General features: G+C 72.0%; 19 protein-coding genes and 1 pseudogene. 18 read left to right on the forward strand and 2 right to left on the reverse strand.

Going from position 1 to position 20,785, the window contains the following annotated elements:
• The first annotated feature begins 23 nt into the window (after nt 1-23).
• The 14 genes and pseudogenes from infC to argH all read left to right on the forward strand — a co-directional run.
• Nucleotides 24-638 (forward strand): translation initiation factor IF-3, encoded by a 615-nt coding sequence (infC, locus tag SALPAC4_RS0119115; RefSeq protein WP_011905774.1) that lies wholly within the window; start codon nt 24-26, stop codon nt 636-638.
• Between the two features lie 20 nt (nt 639-658).
• On the forward strand, nt 659-853 hold the full coding sequence (rpmI, locus tag SALPAC4_RS0119120) for a 50S ribosomal protein L35 (RefSeq protein WP_018722829.1): 195 nt from the start codon (nt 659-661) through the stop codon (nt 851-853).
• Between the two features lie 33 nt (nt 854-886).
• Nucleotides 887-1,279, forward strand: coding sequence for a 50S ribosomal protein L20 (rplT, locus tag SALPAC4_RS0119125; protein ID WP_018215009.1), 393 nt, complete (start codon nt 887-889; stop codon nt 1,277-1,279).
• A gap of 29 nt (nt 1,280-1,308) precedes the next feature.
• Nucleotides 1,309-2,289, forward strand: coding sequence for a TrmH family RNA methyltransferase (locus tag SALPAC4_RS0119130; protein WP_019871692.1), 981 nt, complete (start codon nt 1,309-1,311; stop codon nt 2,287-2,289).
• A 166-nt stretch (nt 2,290-2,455) separates the two neighbouring features.
• Nucleotides 2,456-3,523 (forward strand): phenylalanine--tRNA ligase subunit alpha, encoded by a 1,068-nt coding sequence (pheS, locus tag SALPAC4_RS0119135; protein ID WP_019871693.1) that lies wholly within the window; start codon nt 2,456-2,458, stop codon nt 3,521-3,523.
• A 36-nt stretch (nt 3,524-3,559) separates the two neighbouring features.
• Complete coding sequence (gene pheT / locus SALPAC4_RS0119140) at nt 3,560-6,145, forward strand: phenylalanine--tRNA ligase subunit beta (protein WP_019871694.1); 2,586 nt, start codon at nt 3,560-3,562, stop codon at nt 6,143-6,145.
• Between the two features lie 186 nt (nt 6,146-6,331).
• Nucleotides 6,332-7,333, forward strand: coding sequence for an N-acetyl-gamma-glutamyl-phosphate reductase (gene argC, locus SALPAC4_RS0119145; protein WP_019871695.1), 1,002 nt, complete (start codon nt 6,332-6,334; stop codon nt 7,331-7,333).
• Nucleotides 7,330-8,502 carry a bifunctional glutamate N-acetyltransferase/amino-acid acetyltransferase ArgJ gene (argJ, locus tag SALPAC4_RS0119150; RefSeq protein WP_019871696.1) on the forward strand — a complete coding sequence of 391 codons (1,173 nt, stop codon included), beginning with the start codon at nt 7,330-7,332 and terminating at the stop codon, nt 8,500-8,502. The genes argC and argJ overlap by 4 nt, the downstream gene beginning before the upstream one ends.
• Before the next feature lie 58 nt (nt 8,503-8,560).
• Entirely contained in the window at nt 8,561-9,448 is an 888-nt protein-coding gene (gene argB / locus SALPAC4_RS0119155) for an acetylglutamate kinase (RefSeq protein WP_019871697.1), read from the forward strand.
• Nucleotides 9,445-10,761 (forward strand): acetylornithine transaminase, encoded by a 1,317-nt coding sequence (locus SALPAC4_RS0119160; protein WP_019871698.1) that lies wholly within the window; start codon nt 9,445-9,447, stop codon nt 10,759-10,761. The genes argB and SALPAC4_RS0119160 overlap by 4 nt, the downstream gene beginning before the upstream one ends.
• Nucleotides 10,758-11,717 (forward strand): ornithine carbamoyltransferase, encoded by a 960-nt coding sequence (gene argF, locus SALPAC4_RS0119165; RefSeq protein WP_019871699.1) that lies wholly within the window; start codon nt 10,758-10,760, stop codon nt 11,715-11,717. The genes SALPAC4_RS0119160 and argF overlap by 4 nt, the downstream gene beginning before the upstream one ends.
• Nucleotides 11,714-12,229 (forward strand): arginine repressor, encoded by a 516-nt coding sequence (locus SALPAC4_RS0119170; protein WP_018729966.1) that lies wholly within the window; start codon nt 11,714-11,716, stop codon nt 12,227-12,229. The genes argF and SALPAC4_RS0119170 overlap by 4 nt, the downstream gene beginning before the upstream one ends.
• Nucleotides 12,226-13,434 (forward strand): argininosuccinate synthase, encoded by a 1,209-nt coding sequence (locus SALPAC4_RS0119175; protein WP_019871700.1) that lies wholly within the window; start codon nt 12,226-12,228, stop codon nt 13,432-13,434. Before SALPAC4_RS0119170 ends, SALPAC4_RS0119175 begins: the two co-directional genes overlap by 4 nt.
• 11 nt (nt 13,435-13,445) lie before the next feature.
• Nucleotides 13,446-14,804: pseudogene (argH, locus tag SALPAC4_RS0119180) on the forward strand (argininosuccinate lyase); the annotation flags it as partial.
• Here the strand turns inward: argH and SALPAC4_RS25480 are convergent.
• Entirely contained in the window at nt 14,734-17,454 is a 2,721-nt protein-coding gene (locus tag SALPAC4_RS25480; protein ID WP_020113536.1) for an AMP-binding protein, read from the reverse strand. The pseudogene argH and the gene SALPAC4_RS25480 sit on opposite strands and share 71 nt — an antisense overlap.
• Before the next feature lie 71 nt (nt 17,455-17,525).
• Between SALPAC4_RS25480 and SALPAC4_RS0119190 the strand changes: the two genes are divergently transcribed.
• A complete protein-coding gene (locus SALPAC4_RS0119190; protein ID WP_019871703.1) occupies nt 17,526-18,152 on the forward strand; it encodes a DNA-3-methyladenine glycosylase in 627 nt (208 codons plus the stop codon).
• An 86-nt stretch (nt 18,153-18,238) separates the two neighbouring features.
• On the opposite strand, the gene SALPAC4_RS0119195 is transcribed toward SALPAC4_RS0119190, so the two are convergent.
• On the reverse strand, nt 18,239-18,859 hold the full coding sequence (locus SALPAC4_RS0119195; protein WP_019871704.1) for a CGNR zinc finger domain-containing protein: 621 nt from the start codon (nt 18,857-18,859) through the stop codon (nt 18,239-18,241).
• 91 nt (nt 18,860-18,950) lie between these two features.
• Between SALPAC4_RS0119195 and SALPAC4_RS0119200 the strand changes: the two genes are divergently transcribed.
• The 3 genes from SALPAC4_RS0119200 to SALPAC4_RS25755 are packed head-to-tail and all read left to right on the forward strand — an operon-like array spanning nt 18,951 to nt 20,550.
• Nucleotides 18,951-19,697, forward strand: a complete 747-nt coding sequence (locus SALPAC4_RS0119200) for a metallophosphoesterase (protein ID WP_019871705.1) — start codon at nt 18,951-18,953, stop codon at nt 19,695-19,697.
• A 33-nt stretch (nt 19,698-19,730) separates the two neighbouring features.
• On the forward strand, nt 19,731-20,060 hold the full coding sequence (locus tag SALPAC4_RS0119205) for a LysE family translocator (protein ID WP_223874789.1): 330 nt from the start codon (nt 19,731-19,733) through the stop codon (nt 20,058-20,060).
• Complete coding sequence (locus SALPAC4_RS25755; RefSeq protein WP_080640927.1) at nt 20,002-20,550, forward strand: transposase; 549 nt, start codon at nt 20,002-20,004, stop codon at nt 20,548-20,550. Before SALPAC4_RS0119205 ends, SALPAC4_RS25755 begins: the two co-directional genes overlap by 59 nt.
• Nucleotides 20,551-20,785 lie beyond the last annotated feature (235 nt).

The raw sequence follows: 20,785 nt of genomic DNA on the forward strand, positions 1-20,785 counted from the left end.
GCCCCATCAGCGTCGAACCACGCGTGAACGAGCAGATCCGGGCACGTGAGGTCCGACTGGTCGGTCCCGAGGGTGAGCAGGTGGGCATCGTCCCGCTAGAGCGCGCCCTTCAGCTGGCCGCGGACGTCGACCTGGACCTGGTCGAGGTTGCGCCAATGGCGCGCCCGCCGGTGTGCAAGCTCATGGACTTCGGCAAGTTCAAGTATGAGAGCGCACTGAAGGCGCGCGAAGCGCGGCGTAATCAGCAGCAGACCGTCATCAAGGAAATGAAGCTTCGGCCGAAGATTGATCCGCATGACTACGAGACCAAGAAGGGTCACGTGGTGCGGTTCCTCAAGGCCGGGGACAAGGTCAAGGTGACGATCATGTTCCGGGGTCGCGAGCAGAGCCGCCCGGAGCTGGGTTACCGGCTCCTGCGTCGGCTCGAGTCCGAGATCTCGGAGCTGGGGTACGTCGAGGCCGCGCCGAAGCAGGACGGTCGAAACATGATCATGGTGCTCGCACCGCACCGCGCCACCAAGGCTGCCGCCACAGCGGCCCGCGGCGGCGCGCTGCCGCGGGGCGAGCGGGAGTCCGGTGCCGCCGCGGCAGCACCGCCGGCCGAGGCGGCCGGACCCGCCGGAACTGCCGGCGAGTAGCAGGGGAGAAGACGTTCCACATGCCGAAGATGAAAAGCCACACCGGGATGGGCAAGCGCGTCCGGGTGACCGGCAAAGGCAAGATCGTGAAGCAGCAGGCCGGCCTGCGCCACCTCCTGGAGGGGAAGTCCTCCACCCGTACCCGCCGGCTGACCGGGCGGGTCGAGGTGGCCAAGTCGGATGTCAAGCGCATCAAGAAGCTGCTCGGCCGCTGACGCGCGCCACCCTGAACCAACGAAGGAGCTGAGATGGCACGCGTCAAGCGGGCTGTGAACGCCCAGAAGAAGCGCCGTACCCTGCTCGCGACCGCGAGTGGCTACCGCGGTCAGCGCTCGCGGCTGTACCGCAAGGCCAAGGAGCAGGTGCTGCACTCGATGCAGTACTCCTACCGGGACCGTCGCGACCGCAAGGGCGACTTCCGGCAGCTGTGGATCCAGCGGATCAACGCGGGTGCCCGCGCCAACGGGCTTACCTACAACCGTCTGATCCAGGGCCTCAAGCTGGCCGGCATCGAGGTCGACCGGAAGATCCTGGCCGACCTGGCCGTCAACGACGCCGCCGCCTTCGCGGCGATCGTCGAGAAGGCCCGTGCGGCCGTCGCGGAGCAGGGCACCGGCGGCGCCGGCGCCCAGGCCGCCTGATCCACCCACGGCAGCGCGAGGCGTCTCCCATGCAGTCACGACCGCACGGGAGGCGCCTCGACGCCGTCTCCGGACCACTCACCCCCCGCACCCCCCGGATCGTGGCGGCCCGTCGACTGCACCGCCGCCGGGACCGCGAGGCCACCGGTCGGTTCCTGGCCGAGGGTCCACAGGCGGTCCGCGAGGCCCTGGCACGCCCCGGCACGGTCCTGGAGCTTTTCGGCACACCGGCCGCCCTGGACCGGTACCGGGAGCTGGCCGCCCAGGCCGCCGCCGCGGACCTCCCCGTCTCCGAGGTAACCGATGCGGCGCTCGCCGGGCTCGCCGAGACGGTCGCTCCCCAGGGCCTGATCGCCGTCTGCCAACATCTCGACCTACCGCTGGCCACCGCTCTCGCGCGAGCGCCGCGGCTGGTCACCGTCCTCGCCGACATCCGCGATCCGGGCAACGCCGGCACGGTCCTGCGTACCGCCGACGCGGCCGGAGCCCAGACGGTGGTCTTCGCCGGTACGGCGGTCGACCCCTACAACGGCAAGGTGGTGCGGGCGTCGGCGGGCAGCCTGTTCCACGTGGACGTGGTGCGGGCGCCCGATCCGCTGCAGGTGATCGCCGACCTGCGGGCCGCCGGGCTCGGCGTGTTGGCCACCACCGGATACGGCGCGGACGACCTGGACGACCTGGCTGATGCCGGCCGGTTGGCCGCCCCCACCGCCTGGGTCTTCGGCTCCGAGGCGCACGGCTTGCCCACCGATCTGACGGCGGCTGCCGAGGCCCGGGTCCGGGTACCACTGCACGGGCGGGCGGAGAGCCTTAACCTGGCTGCCGCGGCGGCGGTGTGCCTGTACGCTTCAGCGAGAGCGCAGCGCCGGCCGTCGTCCCCGCGCCCGGTTGAGGCCAGCACCGCGGTGGAGACCACACCTACGGTCGAGGAAGTAGCAGCGGTCGAGGAAGTAGCCGCTGTTGAGGCCGGCACCGCGAGCGAGACAGCAAAGGAGAGCGGCCGCCCGTGAACGTGCAACGGCGTTCGTTTAGCCAGCCCGCCGGTGCCGGCGGGCGGCGGCTCTGACCCGCTCTCCGCACGACTCCCACCGGCGGGCTGCGGCACAGCCGCGCGTCCGTAGACTCGCTTCGCCGCCTGACAAGGCCGGCGCCGCCGTGAGGGAGTGCCTGTACGCCATGTCCTACCGCAACGACCCGTACGACCCGAAGCAGGTCGCCCTGCTCGACCCGGCCGCACTGGCCGAGGCTGTCGCCACTGCCGAGGCGGCGTTCGCCGCCGCCGCCAATCCGGAAGAGCTGACCGCGCTGCGCCCGGCCCACCTCGGGGACCGGGCCCCGGCGTCGCTGGCCCGACGTGAGATCGGCGCGTTGCCGCCGGCCGCCAAGGCCGATGCCGGCAAGCGGGTCAACGAGGCCCGCCGGTCGATCGAGAGCGCCTACGCCGCGCGCGCGCAGGTCCTGGAGCGGGAGCAGGCCGAGCGGATGCTGGTCGAGGAGCGGGTGGATGTCACCCTGCCCTCCGACCGGCGTCCGGCCGGGGCCCGCCACCCGGTCAGTAGTTTGATGGAGCAGATCACCGACTTCTTCGTCGGAATGGGCTATGAGGTGGCCGAGGGCCCCGAGGTCGAGTTGGAGTGGACCAACTTCGACGCGCTCAACATCCTGCCGGACCACCCGGCGCGGGGGTTGATGGACACCTTCCACGTCGCGCCGGAGCACTCCGGCATGGTGCTGCGGACCCACACCTCGCCGGTGCAGGCGCGGACGATGCTGACCCGCACGCCGCCGATCCACGTGATCTGCCCGGGCCGGGTCTACCGGACCGACGAGTTGGACGCCACCCACGCGCCGGTCTTCCACCAGGTCGAGGGCTTGGTGGTGGACCGTGGCATCACGATGGCGCACCTGCGCGGCACGCTGGACCACTTTGCTCGGGCGATGTTCGGGCCCCAGGCGCGAACCCGTTTCCGGCCGCACTATTTCCCCTTCACCGAGCCGTCGGCGGAGTTCGACGTGTGGTTCCCGGAGCACCGCAAGGGTGCGCAGTGGGTTGAGTGGGGTGGCTGCGGCATGGTGAACCCGCGGGTCTTGCGGGCCTGCGGCATCGACCCGGAGGTCTACTCCGGATTCGCCTTCGGCATGGGCATCGACCGTACGGTCATGTTCCGGCACGGCGTCGGCGACATGCGGGACCTGGTGGAGGGGGACGTCCGGTTCGCCCGGGCGTTCGGGTACGGCGCGTAGGCGCGGGCACGAGTTACGGAGACGGTGATCTGAGTCATGCGAGTTTCTGTCAGTTGGCTGCGTGAGTACGTTGACCTGCCGGCGCACCTGACCCCGGCCGACCTTGAGCAGTCCCTGGTCGGCCTCGGTCTCGAGGTGGAGTCCGTCGTGGACCTGGCCGATACGGTCACCGGGCCGCTGGTCGTCGGCGAGGTGCGGGAGATTGAGGAGCTGACCGGCTTCAAGAAGCCGATTCGCTTCTGTCGGGTGGACGTGGGGGACGCCAACGGCACCGGCGAGTTGCAGGAGATCGTCTGCGGGGCGCGCAACTTCGCGGTGGGCGACCGGGTGGTGGTGATCCTCCCCGGCGGGGTGCTGCCCGGCGACTTCGCGATCGGGGCACGCCGGACGTACGGGCGTAACTCCAAGGGCATGATCTGCTCCGCGAAGGAGCTGGGCCTGGGCGACGACCACGCCGGCATCATCGTGCTGCCCGGAGCCAGCCCCGCCAAGCCGGGTGATGACGCCCGCCCCGTGGTGGGCCTTGACGACGTGGTGGTCGAGGTGGAGCTGACCCCGGACCGGGGTTACCAGATGTCGGTGCGGGGGATCGCCCGGGAGCTGTCGCACGCGTTCGGGGTGCCGTTTCGGGACCCGGGCCTCGCGTCCGCCCCGGCGGGCACCGAAGCGCCCGCGTACCCGGTGGAGGTGCGGGATCCGGTCGGCTGTGACCGGTTCGCGGCGCGGATGGTCCGTGGTGTCAACCCGGCCGCGCCGTCGCCGGCCTGGATGGTCCAGCGGCTCACCACCGCCGGTATCCGCAGCCTCTCGCTGCCGGTCGACATCACCAACTATGTGATGCTCGAGCTGGGCCAGCCGATGCACGCCTTCGACGCCGACCGGATCACCGGCTCGCTGGTGGTCCGCCGGGCGGTGGCGGGGGAGCGGTTGACCACCCTGGACGGGGTGGCGCGCACGCTGGTCGCCGAGGACATGGTGATCTGTGACGCCGGGCTGTCGAACCCGGACCCGGCGGCTGGCGCGGACGCCGGTGTCCCGATCTCGCTCGCCGCCGTGATGGGTGGGGAGAGCAGCGAGGTGGTCGCGGAGACCAACAACGTGTTGTTCGAGGCCGCGCACTGGGATCCGGTGCTGGTGGGGCGCACGGCCCGCCGGCACCGGCTGTTCAGCGCGGCGGCCAAGCGGTGGGAGCGGGGTGTTGACCCGGCCCTGCCGTTGGTCGCCGTCGAGCGGGCGGTGCGGCTGCTGGTGGAGCATGGCGGCGGCGCGGCCGGTGCGGAGATCCTCGATATCGATCATGTGTCGGCACCGGCCCCGGTGGTCCTGCCGGCGGATCTGCCAGCCCGACGGGTCGGGGTGGCCTATCCACCGGAGCGGGTGGCTGCCCTGCTCACCGAGGTTGGCTGCACGGTCGTGGCCGGCCCGGATCGACTCGCCGCGGATCCGGGTGCGGTGGGCGTCGACGCCGGTGGCGCGGTGTCGTTCCTGGTTACCCCGCCGACCTGGCGGCCCGACCTGACCGACCCGGCCGACCTGGTCGAGGAGGTGGTTCGCCTCGACGGCTACGACCGGGTGCCGGCGGTGCTGCCGGTGGCCCCCGCCGGCCGGGGCCTGACCTGGCAGCAGCGGCGCCAGCGGGCGGTGGCCAGGATGCTCGCCGACCAGGGGTACGTGGAGGTGCTCTCCCCGCCGTTTGTAGCGGTCGAGCTGGCTGACCAGCTGGGCCTGCCGGCCGGTGATGCCCGGCGGCGGGTGGTGCGGCTGGCCAACCCGCTGTCGGAGGAGGAGCCGGCGCTGCGGACGACGTTGCTCGGCCCGCTGCTCGGGGTGCTCCGGCGGAACCTGGGCCGAGGCCAGCGGGACCTCGCGCTCTACGAGATCGGTACGGTCTTCCACCCGCGGGCGGCGGCCGGCTCGCCGCCGGCGATGGGGGTGGAGCATCGGCCGTCGGACGCGGAGTTCGCCGCCGCCGACGCGGTGCTGCCGGAGCAGCCGCGGCACGTCGCCGTGGTGCTCGCCGGTGAGGTCGAGCCGGGTGGCTGGTGGGGCGAGGGACGCCCGGTTGGCTGGGCGGACGCGGTCGCGGCGGCCCGGTCGGTGCTCGCCGCCGCCGGCATTCCCGAGGACCGGGTGGCCGTGCGAGCCGTGGAGCACGCCCCCTGGCACCCCGGGCGCTGTGCGTCTCTGGTGGTGGATGGCGTGACCGTCGGGTACGCGGGCGAGCTACATCCGGCGGTGATCGCCGAGCTGGAGCTGCCCCGCCGTACCGCCGCGATGGAGCTGGATCTGGACGCGGTTCCGGCGGCTCCGGTACGGCAGGCCCCGGTGCTCTCGTCCTTCCCGCCCGCCCTGATCGACGTGGCGTTGGTGGTCGATGTCGATGTGCCGGTGGCCGAGGTGCAGGGGGCGCTGGTGGCGGGGGCCGGTGCGTTGTTGGAGTCGGTTCGGCTCTTCGACGTGTACGCCGGTGCGCAGCTCGGCGCGGGTCGTCGGTCGTTGGCGTACAAGCTGACCTTCCGGGCGCCGGATCGGACGCTGACGGTGGAGGAGGCGGTCGCGGCGCGGGACGCGGCGGTTGCCTGTGTCGCGGAGCGCTTCGGCGCTACTCTCCGCGGCGTGTGAGGGCAGCTCTGGCCTCTTCCCACCGTTTGAGGGTTTTCCGTCGAAGGGCCCGCGTCGCGTATCGCGATGCGGGCCCTTCCGTCGGTGGCGGCCGGTGATCCAGAACACGACTTCATCGCCATGCAATGCTTTGTATGATCATGCAGTCGCTGCTAACCTTCCCTGCATTGTCATACGGAGGTAGGTATGGGGATCCGAGTTGCGGTCGCTGGGGCGAGCGGTTACGCCGGGGGTGAACTGCTGCGCCTGATCGCCGGGCATCCGGAGTTCGACCTGGTCGCCGCCACGGCGCACAGCCAGGCCGGGCACCGGCTGGACACCGTGCACCCACAGCTGACCGGGCTGGATTTGGTGCTGGCCAAGACCGACCCGGCGGCCCTGGCCGATGCCGATCTGGTCTTCCTGGCGCTGCCGCACGGTGAGTCGGCGGCGCTGGCCGCGCAGTTGCCGCCGGAAGTGCGCGTGGTTGACCTCGGTGCCGATCACCGGCTGGCCGACCCGTATGCCTGGGCCAACTACTACGGCGGCACCCACGCCGGGCAGTGGACCTACGGTCTGCCCGAGCTACCGGGTCAGCGCGAGCGGATCGCCGCCGCGACCCGGGTGGCCAACCCCGGTTGTTACGCCAGCGCCATCATCCTGGCGCTCGCCCCGCTGATCGCCGCCGGCGCGGCCCAGCCCGCCGACGTGGTGGTGGTGGCCGCCTCCGGGACCTCGGGCGCCGGCCGCGCCGCCAAGGCGCACCTGCTCGCCAGCGAGGTCATGGGGGACCTGTCGCCGTACCGGGTCGGTGCGCACCAGCACGTTCCGGAGATCAAGCAGGCGACCGGGGCGACCAGCCTGTCGTTCACCCCGGTGTTGGCACCGATGCCACGGGGGATCCTCGCGACCGTCACCGCCGTGCCGGTACGGGAGGTTGACCCGCAGGCGGTGCTCGCCGAGGCGTACGCGGACGCGCCCTTCGTGCACGTGCTGCCCGAGGGGCGGTGGCCACACACCGCCGCGACCCTCGGCTCCAACTCCTGCCACCTGCAGGCGACCGTTGACGTTGACGCCGGGCGGTTGATCGTGGTCAGCGGCCTGGACAACCTCGGTCGGGGCGCGGCCGGCCAGGCGGTGCAGAACGCCAACATCATGCTCGGCCTGCCGGAGACCACCGGCCTCTCCGTCTGGGGGAGCACCCCGTGAGCGTCACGACTCCCCGTGGATTCCGGGCGGCCGGGGTGCCCGCCGGGCTCAAGGAGGGCGGGGCGGCCGACGTCGCCCTGGTCGTCAACGACGGCCCGCACGCCGGAGCGGCCGGTGTCTTCACCGCCAATCGGGTGAAGGCCGCGCCGGTGCTCTGGACCCAGCAGGTCGTCCAGGGCGGTCTGGTCCGCGCCGCGATCCTCAACTCGGGCGGCGCCAACGCCTGCACCGGCCCCGGTGGCTTCCAGGACACCCACGCCACCGCGGAGCACACCGCGGCGGTACTGACCGCAGTCGCCCCCGGGTTGGACCTCGGCGCGGGCGAGGTGGCCGTCTGCTCCACCGGTCTGATCGGCGAGCGGCTGCCCATGGACCGGCTCCTGCCCGGGGTGGGCTCGGCGGTCGAGGCGTTGAGTCAGGACGGCGGACCGGCCGCCGCCGAGGCCATCATGACCACCGACTCCCGGCCGAAGAACGCGGTCGGGCACGGCGCGGGCTTCACCGTCGGTGGGATGGCCAAGGGCGCGGGCATGCTCGCGCCGGCGATGGCCACGATGCTCAGCGTGCTCACCACCGACGCGGTCGCCGACCCGGAGACCCTGGACGCGGCGCTGCGGGCCGCCTGCCGGGTCACCTTCGACCGGGTCGACTCGGACGGGTGCATGTCCACCAACGACACGGTGCTGCTGCTGGCCAGCGGTGCGAGCGGCGTCGCGCCCACCGAGGCCGAGCTGACCGCCGTGGTCACCGCCGTCGCGCACGACCTCGCGCAGCAGCTCGTCGCCGACGCCGAGGGCGCCACCAAGCAGATCACGATCGACGTGGTCGGCGCGGCGAGCGAGGACGACGCGGTCGAGGTGGGCCGGAGCGTGGCCCGGAACAACCTGGTCAAGACCGCGTTGTTCGGTAACGACCCGAACTGGGGGCGCATCCTCGCCGCCGTCGGCACCACCGCCGCGGCGTTCGAGCCGGAGCGGGTCGACGTGGCGGTGAACGGGGTGTGGGTGTGCCGGGGCGGCGCCGCCGCCGAGGACCGGTCCAAGGTCGACCTCGGGGGCGTGGACGTGACGATCTGCATCGACCTGGGGGCGGGCGCGGCCGCGGCGACGATCTGGACCAACGACCTGTCCCACGGGTACGTGCACGAGAACTCGGCGTACTCGTCGTGAGCATGAGGATCGCCGCGTGGTGCGGCACCGCGATCGGAGACGGAAGGCAGGTTCGGGCATGAGCATCACCGCGGATCTCACCGGCGCCCAGGCCAAGGCCGCCACCCTGATCGAGGCGCTGCCGTGGCTGGCCCGGTTCGCGGGCTCGACCGTCGTGGTCAAGTACGGCGGCAACGCCATGACTGATCCGGAGCTGCGGCGGGCGTTCGCCGCGGACATGGTCTTTCTCCGCTACGCCGGCCTGAAGCCGGTCGTGGTGCACGGCGGCGGACCGCAGATCTCGGCGATGCTGGACCGCCTCGGCATCGACAGTGAGTTCCGGGGCGGCCTGCGGGTCACCACGCCCGAGGTGATGGACGTGGTCCGGATGGTGCTCCTGGGGCAGGTCGGCCGGGAACTGGTCGGGCTGATCAACGCGCACGGTCCGTTCGCGATGGGGCTCTCCGGCGAGGACGCGGGTCTGTTCACCGCGGTCCGACGCCCGGCGTACGTCAACGGGCTACCGGTCGATATCGGCCAGGTCGGCGACGTGGAGTCGGCGGACATCTCGGTGGTGACCGACCTGCTTGAGGCCGGCCGGATTCCGGTGCTCTCGACGGTGGCCCCGGATGCGGACGGCGTGCCGCACAACCTCAACGCGGACACCGCCGCGGCGGCGTTGGCGGTCGCGCTGCGGGCGCGCAAGCTGGTCGTCCTGACCGATGTGCCGGGCCTGTACGCCAACTGGCCGGACCGGTCCAGCTTGGTCGGCGAGGTCACCGCGAAGGAGCTGGAGAAGCTGCTGCCGTCCCTGGAGTCGGGGATGGTTCCCAAGATGGAGGCGTGCCTGCGGGCGGTGCGCGGGGGCGTACCCGCCGCGCACGTCGTGGACGGACGGGTCGCGCACTCGACCCTGTTGGAGATCTTTACCTCGGAAGGCTTCGGAACCATGGTGATTCCCGGATGAGCCCGCTCCGTGACCGCTGGCAAGAGTCCATGATGGACAGCTATGGCACGCCGCCGCTCGCACTGGTCGGCGGCGCTGGCGCCGTGCTGGTCGACGACACCGGCCGGGAGTACGTGGACCTGCTCGGCGGCATCGCCGTCAACACCCTGGGCCACGCCCACCCGGCGGTGGTCTCCGCCGTCTCCAAGCAGGTCGCCACGCTGGGGCACGTGTCGAACCTGTACGCCGCCGAGCCGCCGGTGGCCCTGGCCGAGCTGCTGCTCGCCCTCGCCGGTCGACCGGGACGGGTCTTCTTCGCGAACTCGGGCGCCGAAGCGAACGAGACGGCCTTCAAGATCTCCCGGCTCACCGGGCGGACCGAGGTTGTCGCGACCCGGGGCGGCTTCCACGGCCGCACCATGGGGGCGCTGGCGCTTACCGGCCAGCCGGCCAAGGCCGACCCGTTCCGTCCGCTGCCCACCACCGTCACCCACGTCGATTACGGCGACAGCGCCGCGCTGGCGGCGGCCGTCACCGACGCGACCGCGATGGTGATCCTGGAGCCGATCCAGGGGGAGAACGGCATCGTCGTACCGCCGGCCGGCTACCTCGCCGAGGCCCGCCGGATCACCGCCGAGCACGGTGCCCTGCTGGTGCTCGACGAGGTGCAGACCGGAATCGGCCGTACCGGGCACTGGTTCGCGCACCAGGCCGAGGGCATCGAACCGGACGTGGTGACGCTCGCCAAGGGGCTCGGCGGTGGCCTGCCGCTCGGCGCCTGCATCGCCTTCGGCCCCACGGCCGACCTGCTGCGCCCCGGCTCACACGGCACCACCTTCGGGGGGAACCCGATCAGCTGCGCCGCCGGGCTGGCGGTGCTGTCCACGATCGCCGGCACCGGTCTGCTCGACCACGTCGAGCGGGTCGGAGACCGGCTACGCCGGGGTGTCCAGGCGCTCCACCATCCCCTGGTCGCCGAGGTGCGGGGCGCCGGCCTGCTGCTCGGGATCGTGCTGACCACGCCGGTCGCGGCGGTCGCCGTCGAGGCGCTGCGGGAGGCGGGCTTCCTGGCCAACGCGGTGCAGCCGGATGTCATCCGGCTCGCCCCACCGCTGATTCTCACCGCCGACCAGGCCGACGCCTTCCTGGCCGCCCTGCCGGCGGCCCTCGACGCTGCCAGCCCGACCCCGGCCGACCTCAACGCGACCCGCGCCGCCGACCCGACCCCAGCCGCCGGGCCCCGGCCAACGGGACCGGGCAACCCCAACCCGCCGGCCCAACCGGCCAGAATTCCGACCCCGACCACCCCAACCACGACGGAGGCCAGGGCATGATCCGGCACTTCCTGCGGGACGACGACCTCACCCCCGCCGAACAGGCGACCGTGCTCGACCTGGCCGCCGGCATGAAGGCGGACCGCTTCGGGTACCGCCCCCTGGCCGGCCCGCGAGCGGTGGCGGTGCTCTTCGACAAGCCGAGCCTGCGGACCCGGATGTCCTTCGACGTCGGCATCGCCGAGCTGGGCGGACATCCGCTGGTGGTGGACAGCCAGGTGACCCACCTCGGCCGGGGCGAGACCCTCGCCGACGCCGGACGGGTGCTCTCCCGCTACGTGGCGGCGATCGTGCTGCGGACCCACGGGGACGAGCGGATCGCCGAGATCGCCGCGCACGCGACCGTGCCGGTGGTCAACGCGCTCACCGACACGTACCACCCGTGCCAGCTCCTGGCCGACCTGCTCACGATCCGCGAGCACCTTGGCGGCACCGCCGGGCGGACGCTGGCGTACCTGGGCGACACGGCGAACAACATGTGCCACTCGTACCTGCTGTCCGGTGCCGCCGCCGGCATGCACGTCCGGATCGCCGGGCCCGCCGGGTTCAGCCCGGACCCAGGGGTGCTGGCCCGGGCGGAGAAGATCGCCGCCGGCACCGGCGGGTCGGTGCGTACCGGCATCGACCCGGTGGCGGCGGTCCGCGACGCCGACGCCGTCGCCACCGACACCTGGACCTCGATGGGGCAGGAGTCCGACGGGCTGGACCGGGTCACCCCGTTCCGCCCGTACCAGGTCAACGCCGCGCTGCTTGCACACGCCGCGCCGCACGCGATCGTGCTGCACTGCCTCCCCGCGCACCGCGGCGACGAGATCACCGACGAGGTGCTCGACGGCCCGCAGAGCGCCGTCTTCGACCAGGCGGAGAACCGGCTGCACGCCCAGAAGGCGCTGCTGACGTTCCTCCTCGGCCCGGACGCACCGGCGTCGGGCGGCCACACCGGGCAGCGCGCATGAGCGCCCCGCTGACCCGCGCCGCCCGGCACGCCCGCATCGTCGAACTGATCCGGGACAAGGCGATCCACTCGCAGACCGAGCTGGGCGACCTGCTGGCGGGGGAGGGCATCCAGGCCACCCAGGCGACCCTCTCCCGGGACCTCAAGGAACTCGGCGCGGTCACCGTACGCGGTGGCGACGGCCGCGGCGTCTACCTGATCCCGGAGGACGGCCAGCGTCCGTTGCGGGAGGCCGAGACCGCGCCGGCGCGTCTCGTGCGCCTGCTGCGCGAGCTGCTCAACGGGGTGGACGCCAGCGGCAACATCGCCGTGCTCCGTACCCCACCGGGTGCGGCCCAGTACCTGGCCAGCGCGTTGGACCGCGCCGGCCTGCCCGAGGTCGTCGGCACGATCGCCGGCGACGACACCATCCTCGTCGTGGCCCGCGAGGCCGACGGCGGAGCCGCGCTCGGCGACCAACTCGCCGGCTGGGCCCGCCGCGAAGACAACGTTGAAAGGAGCACCACATCATGACTGAGCGGGTCGTTCTGGCGTACTCCGGAGGGCTGGACACCTCCGTCGCGATCCCGTACCTGGCCGAGCAGACCGGCGCCGAGGTGATCGCCGTGGCGGTCGACGTCGGGCAGGGCGGTGAGGACCTGGAGGTGATCCGGCAGCGGGCGCTCGACTGCGGGGCCGCGGAGTCCGAGGTGGTCGACGCGCGCGACGAGTTCGCCGCCGAGTACTGCCTGCCCGCGGTCCGGGCCAACTCCCTCTACCAGGGCCGGTACCCGCTGGTCTCCGCCCTGTCCCGGCCGCTGATCGTCAAGCACCTGGTGACCGCGGCCCGCAAGCACGGCGGCACCATCGTGTCGCACGGCTGCACCGGCAAGGGCAACGACCAGGTGCGCTTCGAGGTCGGCCTGGGGGCGCTCGCCCCGGATCTGCGGATTGTCGCGCCGGCCCGGGACTACGCCTGGACCCGGGACAAGGCGATCGCGTTCGCCGAGGAGAAGGGGCTGCCGATCGACGTGTCGGCGAAGTCGCCCTACTCGATCGACCAGAACCTGTGGGGCCGGGCCGTCGAGACCGGCTTCCTGGAAGACATCTGGAACCCGCCGATCGAGGACCTGTACTCCTACACCGCCGACCCGGCCCAGCCGCGGGACGCGGACGAGGTCGTCATCACCTTCGACGCCGGCAACCCGGTCGCGATCGACGGGGAGACGGTCACCCCGTACCAGGCGATCGTGGAGCTGAACCGGCGTGCCGGCGCGCAGGGCGTCGGCCGGCTGGACATGGTCGAGGACCGGCTCGTCGGGATCAAGAGCCGCGAGGTGTACGAGGCGCCGGGCGCGATCGCGCTGATCACCGCCCACCAGGAGCTGGAGGCGGTTACCGTCGAGCGCGACCTGGCCCGGTTCAAGCGGAGCGTGGACCAGCGCTGGGGCGAGCTGGTCTACGACGGCCTGTGGTTCTCCCCGCTGAAGGACGCGCTGGACGCCTTCGTCGACGACTCGCAGCAGCACGTCTCCGGCGAGGTACGGCTCACCCTGCACGGCGGCCGGGTCACCGCCACCGGCCGGCGGTCCGAGGCCAGCCTGTACGACTTCGGCATGGCCACCTACGACACCGGTGACACCTTCGACCAGTCCCTCGCCAAGGGGTTCGTGCAGCTGTGGGGGCTGCCCAGCAAGATGTCGGCGGAGCGGGACGCCCGGCTGGGTGGGGCGCGGTGAGCGCTGCCACAATGGGCGGGGTGGACGACAAGAGCCTGACCGAGAAGAGCGCAGCCACCAACCGGACCAGCCTGTGGGGAGCCCGCTTCGCCGGCGGCCCGGCCGAGGCACTCGCCCGGCTGTCGGTGAGCGTGCAGTTCGACTGGCGGCTCGCCCCCTACGACCTCGCGGGGTCCCGGGCGCACGCCCGGGTCCTGGCCGGCGCCGGCCTGCTGGACGCCGAGGAGCTGGGGCAGATCCTGGCCGCCCTGGACGACCTGGAGGCCGCCTGCGCCGCCGGCACGTTCCGGCCCACCGTTGACGACGAGGACGTGCACACCGCCCTGGAGCGGGGGCTGCTGGAGCGGCTCGGCCGACTCGGCGGCAAGCTGCGCGCCGGCCGCTCCCGCAACGACCAGGTCGCCACGGACCTGCGGCTCTACCTGCGGGACCACGCCCGGGGCGTGGCCGCTCGACTGGTCGAGCTGGCCGAGGCGTTGGTCGAGCAGGCCGGGCGGCACGTGGACACCGCGACGCCGGGCATGACCCACCTGCAGCCCGCTCAGCCGGTCACCTTCGGGCACTGGCTGCTCGCCCATGTGCAGCCGCTGCTGCGCGACCTACAGCGGCTGCGCGACTGGGACCACCGCACGGCGATCAGTCCGCTCGGAGCTGGCGCCCTCGCCGGCTCCGGTCTGCCGCTGGATCCGGTGGCGGTCGCCCGGGAGCTGGGCTTCCGGACGTCCTTCGCCAACTCGATGGACGCCGTCGCCGACCGGGACTTCGTCGCCGAGTTCCTCTTCACCACCGCGCTGATCGGCGTGCACCTGTCCCGCCTCGGCGAGGAGGTGGTGCTGTGGACGTCGCCGGAGTTCGGTTGGGTGGAGCTGGATGACGCCTTCGCCACCGGCTCGTCGATCATGCCGCAGAAGAAGAACGCGGACATCGCCGAGTTGGCCCGAGGCAAGTCCGGTCGGCTCGTCGGGGGCTTGGTGGGCGTACTCACCATGCTCAAGGGCCTGCCGATGACCTACGACCGGGACATGCAGGAGGACAAGGAGCCCGCCTTCGACGCGGTGGACACGCTGGAGCTGCTCCTGCCGGCTCTCGCGGGGATGATCTCCACCATGACGGTACGGGCCGACCGGCTGGTCGCCGCGGCGCCGGAGGGCTTCTCGCTCGCCACCGAGGTGGCCGACTGGCTGGTCCGCCGCGGGGTGCCGTTCCGCGAGGCGCACGAGATCACCGGCCGGTTGGTGGCGCTCTGCGTGGCCCGGGACTGCGCGCTCGACGAGGTCTCCGACGCCGACCTCGCCGCGGTCAGCGAGCACCTCGACCCGTCGGTGCGGGACGTGCTGTCGGTCCAGAGCGCGCTCGCCGCCCGCACCACCCCGGGCTCCACCGGCCCGGGTCCGGTCGCCGAGCAGCTCGCCGCCGCCGCCGACCAGCTCGTTGGCTGGCGAGAGTGGGCCGCCGAGCAGGTCGTTCCCCGCTGACCGGTTCACCTGACCAGTTCATTGACGGGCGGCGGGCGGCGGCCCAACGCCAGACGCGGCCGACCAGCGCGGCGTACGCGACGCCGAGCGCGAGTGACGCGGCGAGGGCGACCAGCGGCAGCTCCCGCAGGTGCGGGTAGACCTGCCAGTGGGTCACGTAGATGTAGAGCGAGCTGCCGGCGAGTACTCCCGCCACCTTGTTCAGCACGCCCAGGCTGGGCACGGTCGGCAGCCAGGTCAGTAACGCGAAACCGGCGACGATCAGGGTTTCACGGGCCGGCTGCCCGAAGAAGCCCGGCACGGTGGCCACCGCGGCGAGCGTGACCAACAGCCGCTGCCGTACCCCGTCGGCTCGGGCGGCCGCCCAGCCGAGCGTGAACAGCCAGCCGGCCACGAGCGCCGCCGGCAGGTCATGGCCCGCCTCGAGGCCGAAGACGTCGTACCGGCCGAGCAGCGCGACCGCGGTCAGCCCCAGCGGAAACGCGAACGGGTACCGCCGCTCCCAGCGGTCGACCCGGCGCAGGCCGAGGAGGGCGGACAGTGCCACCAGAAGGTAGACCACCGTCTCGATAAACCAGAAGTGCCAGCCGTGTGGGGCGTCGTCGGGCCGCAGGATGCTGTTGGCCAGCAGTAGGGTGCTCAGTCGGTACTGGTCGTCGAAGAGCATCACCGCACCGATCCACGCCACCGTGGGCAGCACGATGCGCAGCAGGCTGACGCCGATCTGCCGTAGCCGCTCTCCCCGCCCGGCGGTGGTGAGCTGAAACCGGGCGAAGTTGAAGCCGGCCACCGCGAGCAGGAGGTGTGCCCCACCGGTGATGGTGAACATCGGGATGTGTGAGCCGACGATCAGCACGATCGCCGCCGCCCGCAGCGCCACACTGGTCTCCAGCGAACGCCGCCGACGTGGCCGGGGAGCGCGTCCGGGAGCTGCGCTGGATCGGCGCAGGTCTGCGATCGGCAGGGTGTGCCAGTCCGCCGGCAGGTCACCCAACTCCCGCTCCAACCGCACCGACATCTCGACGTACGACAGGGAGTCCCCGCCGAGGTCGACGAAGCTGCGATCCGGCGTGACATCGGTGCGGTCGAGCACCTCCGCGTACAGCGTGCAGAGGTCGCCGGCCGGCGCCGCCGGCGGCGCCGAGCTCTCGGCGGCGAGCCTACGCAGCGTCGCCAGGTCAGGCTTGCCGGAGGCGAGCCGGGGCAACTCGGCCAGGGGGAGCACCCGCACGGCCCGCGGCGGCAGCCCCACCTCACCGGCGACCAGGAGGCGTACCCGGCGTGGGTCTTCGGCGCCGACGGCCGCCACGATCAGTTCGTCGTCACCGCCGATGCAGCTGGCGGTGACATCGTGCGCGGACAGCAGCGCCTCGACTTGCTGCGGGTCAACCCGTAGCCCGAGAATCTTGGCGAACTGGCTACGGCGGCCGACGATCTCCCACACTCCGGCTGCGGTACGCCGAGCCAGGTCCCCGGTGTGCAGCTCGTCCACGGTGCGACCCAGCGCCAGATCGGCGGGAGAGTGGGCGTAGCCGAGCATGACGTTCGGGCCGGCGTAAACCAGCTCGCCGACCTCCGGGTCCGGATGGTCGGCGACCGGGGCGAGCCGGAAGTCGCCGCCGGGCACCGGTACCCCGATCGCCGTCGGGTGGTCGAAGGCGAGGTCCGGTGGGAGGTACGCCATCCGCGCGGTCGCCTCGGTCTGCCCGTACATGACGAAGAAGTCCCAGCCCGCGCCCCGACCCAGCTCGGCGTACTGACGTACCCGCTCCGGTGCGAGTCGACCACCGGCCTGGGTGACGTATCGCAGGTGTGGCAGGTCCATGGCGGCGAAACCGACCCGGTCCAGCAGGTCGAAGGTGTACGGCACTCCGGCGAGGGTGGTGGCCCGGGCCTTCCGGAACAGCTCCCAGAAGCAGGTGTCGGCGACCGACAGGTCGGTCAACACCAGCGCGGCGCCTCGGGCCAGGTGGCTGTTGACCACTGACAGGCCGTAGCAGTAGTGCAGTGGCAGGCTGGTGGCCGCCCGGTCGGTGTCGCGGATGCCCAGGTACTCGCCGATCGCCTCCGCGTTGGCCTGCAGGTTGGTGTGGGAGAGCCGGACCAGCTTCGGGGAGCCGGTCGACCCGGAGGTGGAGAGCAGCAGGGCCAGGTCGGGGTGCAGATCATGCGCGGAGGTGGCGCGGCGGTGCTCGATCCGCCAGCCCTCGTCGGCGCCGCTGACCAGCACGTCCGGGTCGTAGGTCTCGATCAGGCCGGCGAGCGCCGAGGCCCGGTCTTCGGGCACCAGCAGGACCGGGTGACCCGCGTGCATCGCGGCCAGGTACGCCACCAGCGAGTCGACCGTGTTCGCGCCGACGACCAGCACGAGCCGTCGCCCCACGCCAAGCTGCTCGGCGGTTCGCGCGACCCGAGCGGCGAGGTCGGTGTAGGAAATCTCCCCATCCCGGGTAACGATCGCGGTGCGCTCGCCATGCGTTGCCAGGTCGCGGACGAACGGCACCTGCACGGCCGGGAACAGGGCGGATGCGGAAGTCACGAGCATCGACTCTAAGGTAAGGCTGGCCTAATCCATAGCTCTGGCGACCCGCATCACCCCGGGATAGGGTCGCAGCCGTGGATGATCTCGCGCGACTAGCCGTCCTGCTCGGCGGACCGGTGGTGCCGGCGGCGCGCGGCCTGCTCGGTGCCCAGCTCCGCGCTGGCGAGGTCACCCTCCGCATCACCGAGGTCGAGGCGTACGCGGGCACCGCCCAGGACCCGGCCTCGCACGCCCACCGGGGGCGCACTCCCCGCAACGCGGCAATGTTCGGCCCATCCGGGCACGTCTATGTCTATTTCACGTACGGCATGCATTGGGCCTTGAACGTGGTGACCGGCCCAGAGGGCGAGGCCGCGGCGGTGCTGGTGCGGGCGGGAGAAGTGATCGCCGGCCACGCCCAGGCCCGGTCCCGCCGTCAGGCGGCGCGATCCGATCGCGACCTCGCCCGGGGGCCGGCCCGGCTCTGCGCCGCGCTGGGCGTCGACCGCTCGGCGTACGGGGAGTACCTGCTCGGCGACGGCCCGATCCGACTGCGTCCACCCCTCGAACCAGTGCCGGAAACGGCCGTAGCGGCCGGGCCACGGGTCGGCGTCACCGGTGCGCACGACGTGCCGTGGCGGTTCTGGATGGCCGGCGACCCGACCGTCAGCACCTATCGCCGCCACACACCCCGGCGCCGGCCCGCTCGCCCCAGCGCCTGAGCAGCTTCGTCGCTGGCCAAGCCCTTCTGGTGTCCTGAGTAGCGCGGGCACGATCAACAGGTCGATCCACTTGTCGCGGAGGTGACTCAGCTGGGGTCGTCCGACGCGTTCGCGGCGTGGCGCTGGTAGTGCCGGGACACGCGGGCGCGGTTGCCGCAGGACGGCTTGCACCACGCCTGGCGCGGATGTCCCTTGACGAAGTAACGCACGCAGCGTGGCGCCGGGCAGGCGAGCAGTTGGGCCCGGGCCGGGCTGGCGAGGAAATCGATTGCGGCCCGGGCCAGTCCCGCCGTGAGTTGCATTCGGGCGTCGGCCGGCGCGCAGTGCCAGACGACTGTCGGTGTCGACTCGTCCGGCCAGTTCAGCATGGGCCGGACCGGCAGCCGGCCAGCGGCCTGGTTGAGTTGATCGATGGCGTCCGGCACGGGAAGCAGTGTTGAGGAGTCGGCCCGGCTCGGTTGCCCGGGGCGAACCGCATGCGCGAACAGAGTACGCACGGCGCGTCGCAGCGCGACCACATCGAGGCGGAGTTGCTCGTCGGGCGTGCTGGCGTACGGCCCGGGCTCGGCGGCGTACTCCCGTAGCGGATCGGCGTGTTCCCGGAGCCAGGTTGTCAGTCCGGCGACGTCGGCGAGGTCATCGGCGACGCCTCCGTTGCCGTCGTGCCGGATGGTGCTGGCCAGAGCGAGCGTGAGTTGCTGTGGCATCGGCTCTCCTCTGGTACCTGCTTGACCTGCCTGGCTTGATTGAGTGTAGCGTCCCTAATGTTTGAGGCGGAGATAACCATTAGGGGATGTCTTGCTCGTCATCGCGCACCTCAGTGACACGCACGTCGACAGTCATCCCCGGTCGGCCGAACGGACCGCCCGGGTGATGGATTACCTGCACGCCCTGCCGCGACCGGTTGACGCGATCCTGATCAGCGGGGACATCGCCGACCACGGCGAGGTGGCCGAGTACCGGACCGCCGCGAAGCTCTTCTCGTCACCACTACCTGTCATGGTTTGTCCCGGTAACCACGATGTCCGCGACGCGTACCGCAAGGGCCTGCTCGGTGACGAGGCTGGCGGCAGCGGCGCGATCAACACCCGGTTCGACCTCGCCGGCGCGGTCTTCCTGCTCGCGGACTCGTCGATTCCGGGCGAAGACGACGGTCGCCTCGACGCCGAGACTATGGACTGGCTCGCCGATCAACTCGGCTCGGTGCCGGCCGGGACGCCGGTCTTCGTCTCCTTCCACCACCCGCCGGTCGAACTGCACCACCCCGTCATCGATTCGACACGGCTGCTTCCCGCCGAGCCGCTGGCCGAACTGCTGGCCGCCCATCCGCAGGTCGTCGCGGTACTGACCGGGCACTTTCACACCGCCGCCGCGAGCACCTTCGCCGGTCGGCCGCTACGGATCGCGCCCGGCGTCGTCTCCACGCTCCGGCTTCCCTGGGAGGGCGACGGGCCGCTGGTCGACTTGCGGCAGCCGCCCGGGGTGGCGTTCCACGTCTACGACGACGAGGGGCTGCTGACCACCCACTACCGGGTGGTGGTCTGAGCATGCAGGGGATCTCCGTACTCGGGTTCCTGGTTGCCCCCCGCGCCGATCACCATGACGCCCGGGACCAGCCTGACCCTGGTCGTATCCCGGGTCGCCGCCGGTGGGCGCCGGCAGGGGTGGTGGGTGATCGTGGGTACGGTCACCGGGATCTACGCGCATGCGACTCTCGCTGCCGTCGGCCTCGCCGCGCTGGTGCTGCGCTCGTCGCAGGCGTTCTGGATGGTGAAGCTGGTCGGCGCTGGCTATCTGGTCGGGCTCGGTCTCTGGCTGCTCTGGCTACGCCAGCCGACACGGGCACACGTTGATCGACCGTCGGGTCTACCTGCCGAGATCCTGGACCGACGACCGCACGCGGTGTAAGCAGGCCGGCGTCCCCGACGACGTCGCGTTCGCTACCCGCACGCAGCTGGCCGATGACATGATCACCGCGGCCGTGGACGCGCAGGCGCCCGTCCGATGGGTCACCGCGGACGAGGCCTACGGCAACAACACCGCGCTACGCGCCCGGCTACGCCACCTACGCCTGGGCTACGTCCTGGCCGACTCCTGCGATCACCTCGTACCGATCAACGCCGGCAGCACCCGCTGCCGCGCCGACCGCCTCGCCGCTGACTACCGCCACGGCATGGACCCGCCGCAGCGCAGGCAACGGCTCGAAGGGCCCCGCTACTACGACTGGGCCTGGCTCGGCCACGTAGGCGTTGACGGCGACCCAGATGATGGTGGCCGACACAGCCTGCTGATCCGCGCAACAACACCACCGGCGAACTGGCCTTCTACCGCTGCTGGACACCCCGCCCGGCCGCCCTCGCCCACCTCGTGGAAGTCGCTGGTGTCCGTTGGACCGTAGAGGAGTCGTTCCAAACCGTGAAGGGATAGGTCGGCCTCGACCACACCAGGTCCGCCGCTGGAGCTCATGGCATCGGTTCACCACCCTGGCCCTGGCCGCCCTCGCCATCCTCGCGATCTGCGCCGCCGAGGCAGACCACAACGACGATCACGCTCAGCCACACATGATCCCACTACCGTCAACGAGATCCGCCGCCTGATCAACGCCCTACTCAACCAGCCCAACCGCAACCTCA

Origin of the sequence: Salinispora oceanensis, from assembly GCF_000383575.1 — a bacterium.
Lineage (GTDB): Bacteria > Actinomycetota > Actinomycetes > Mycobacteriales > Micromonosporaceae > Micromonospora > Micromonospora oceanensis.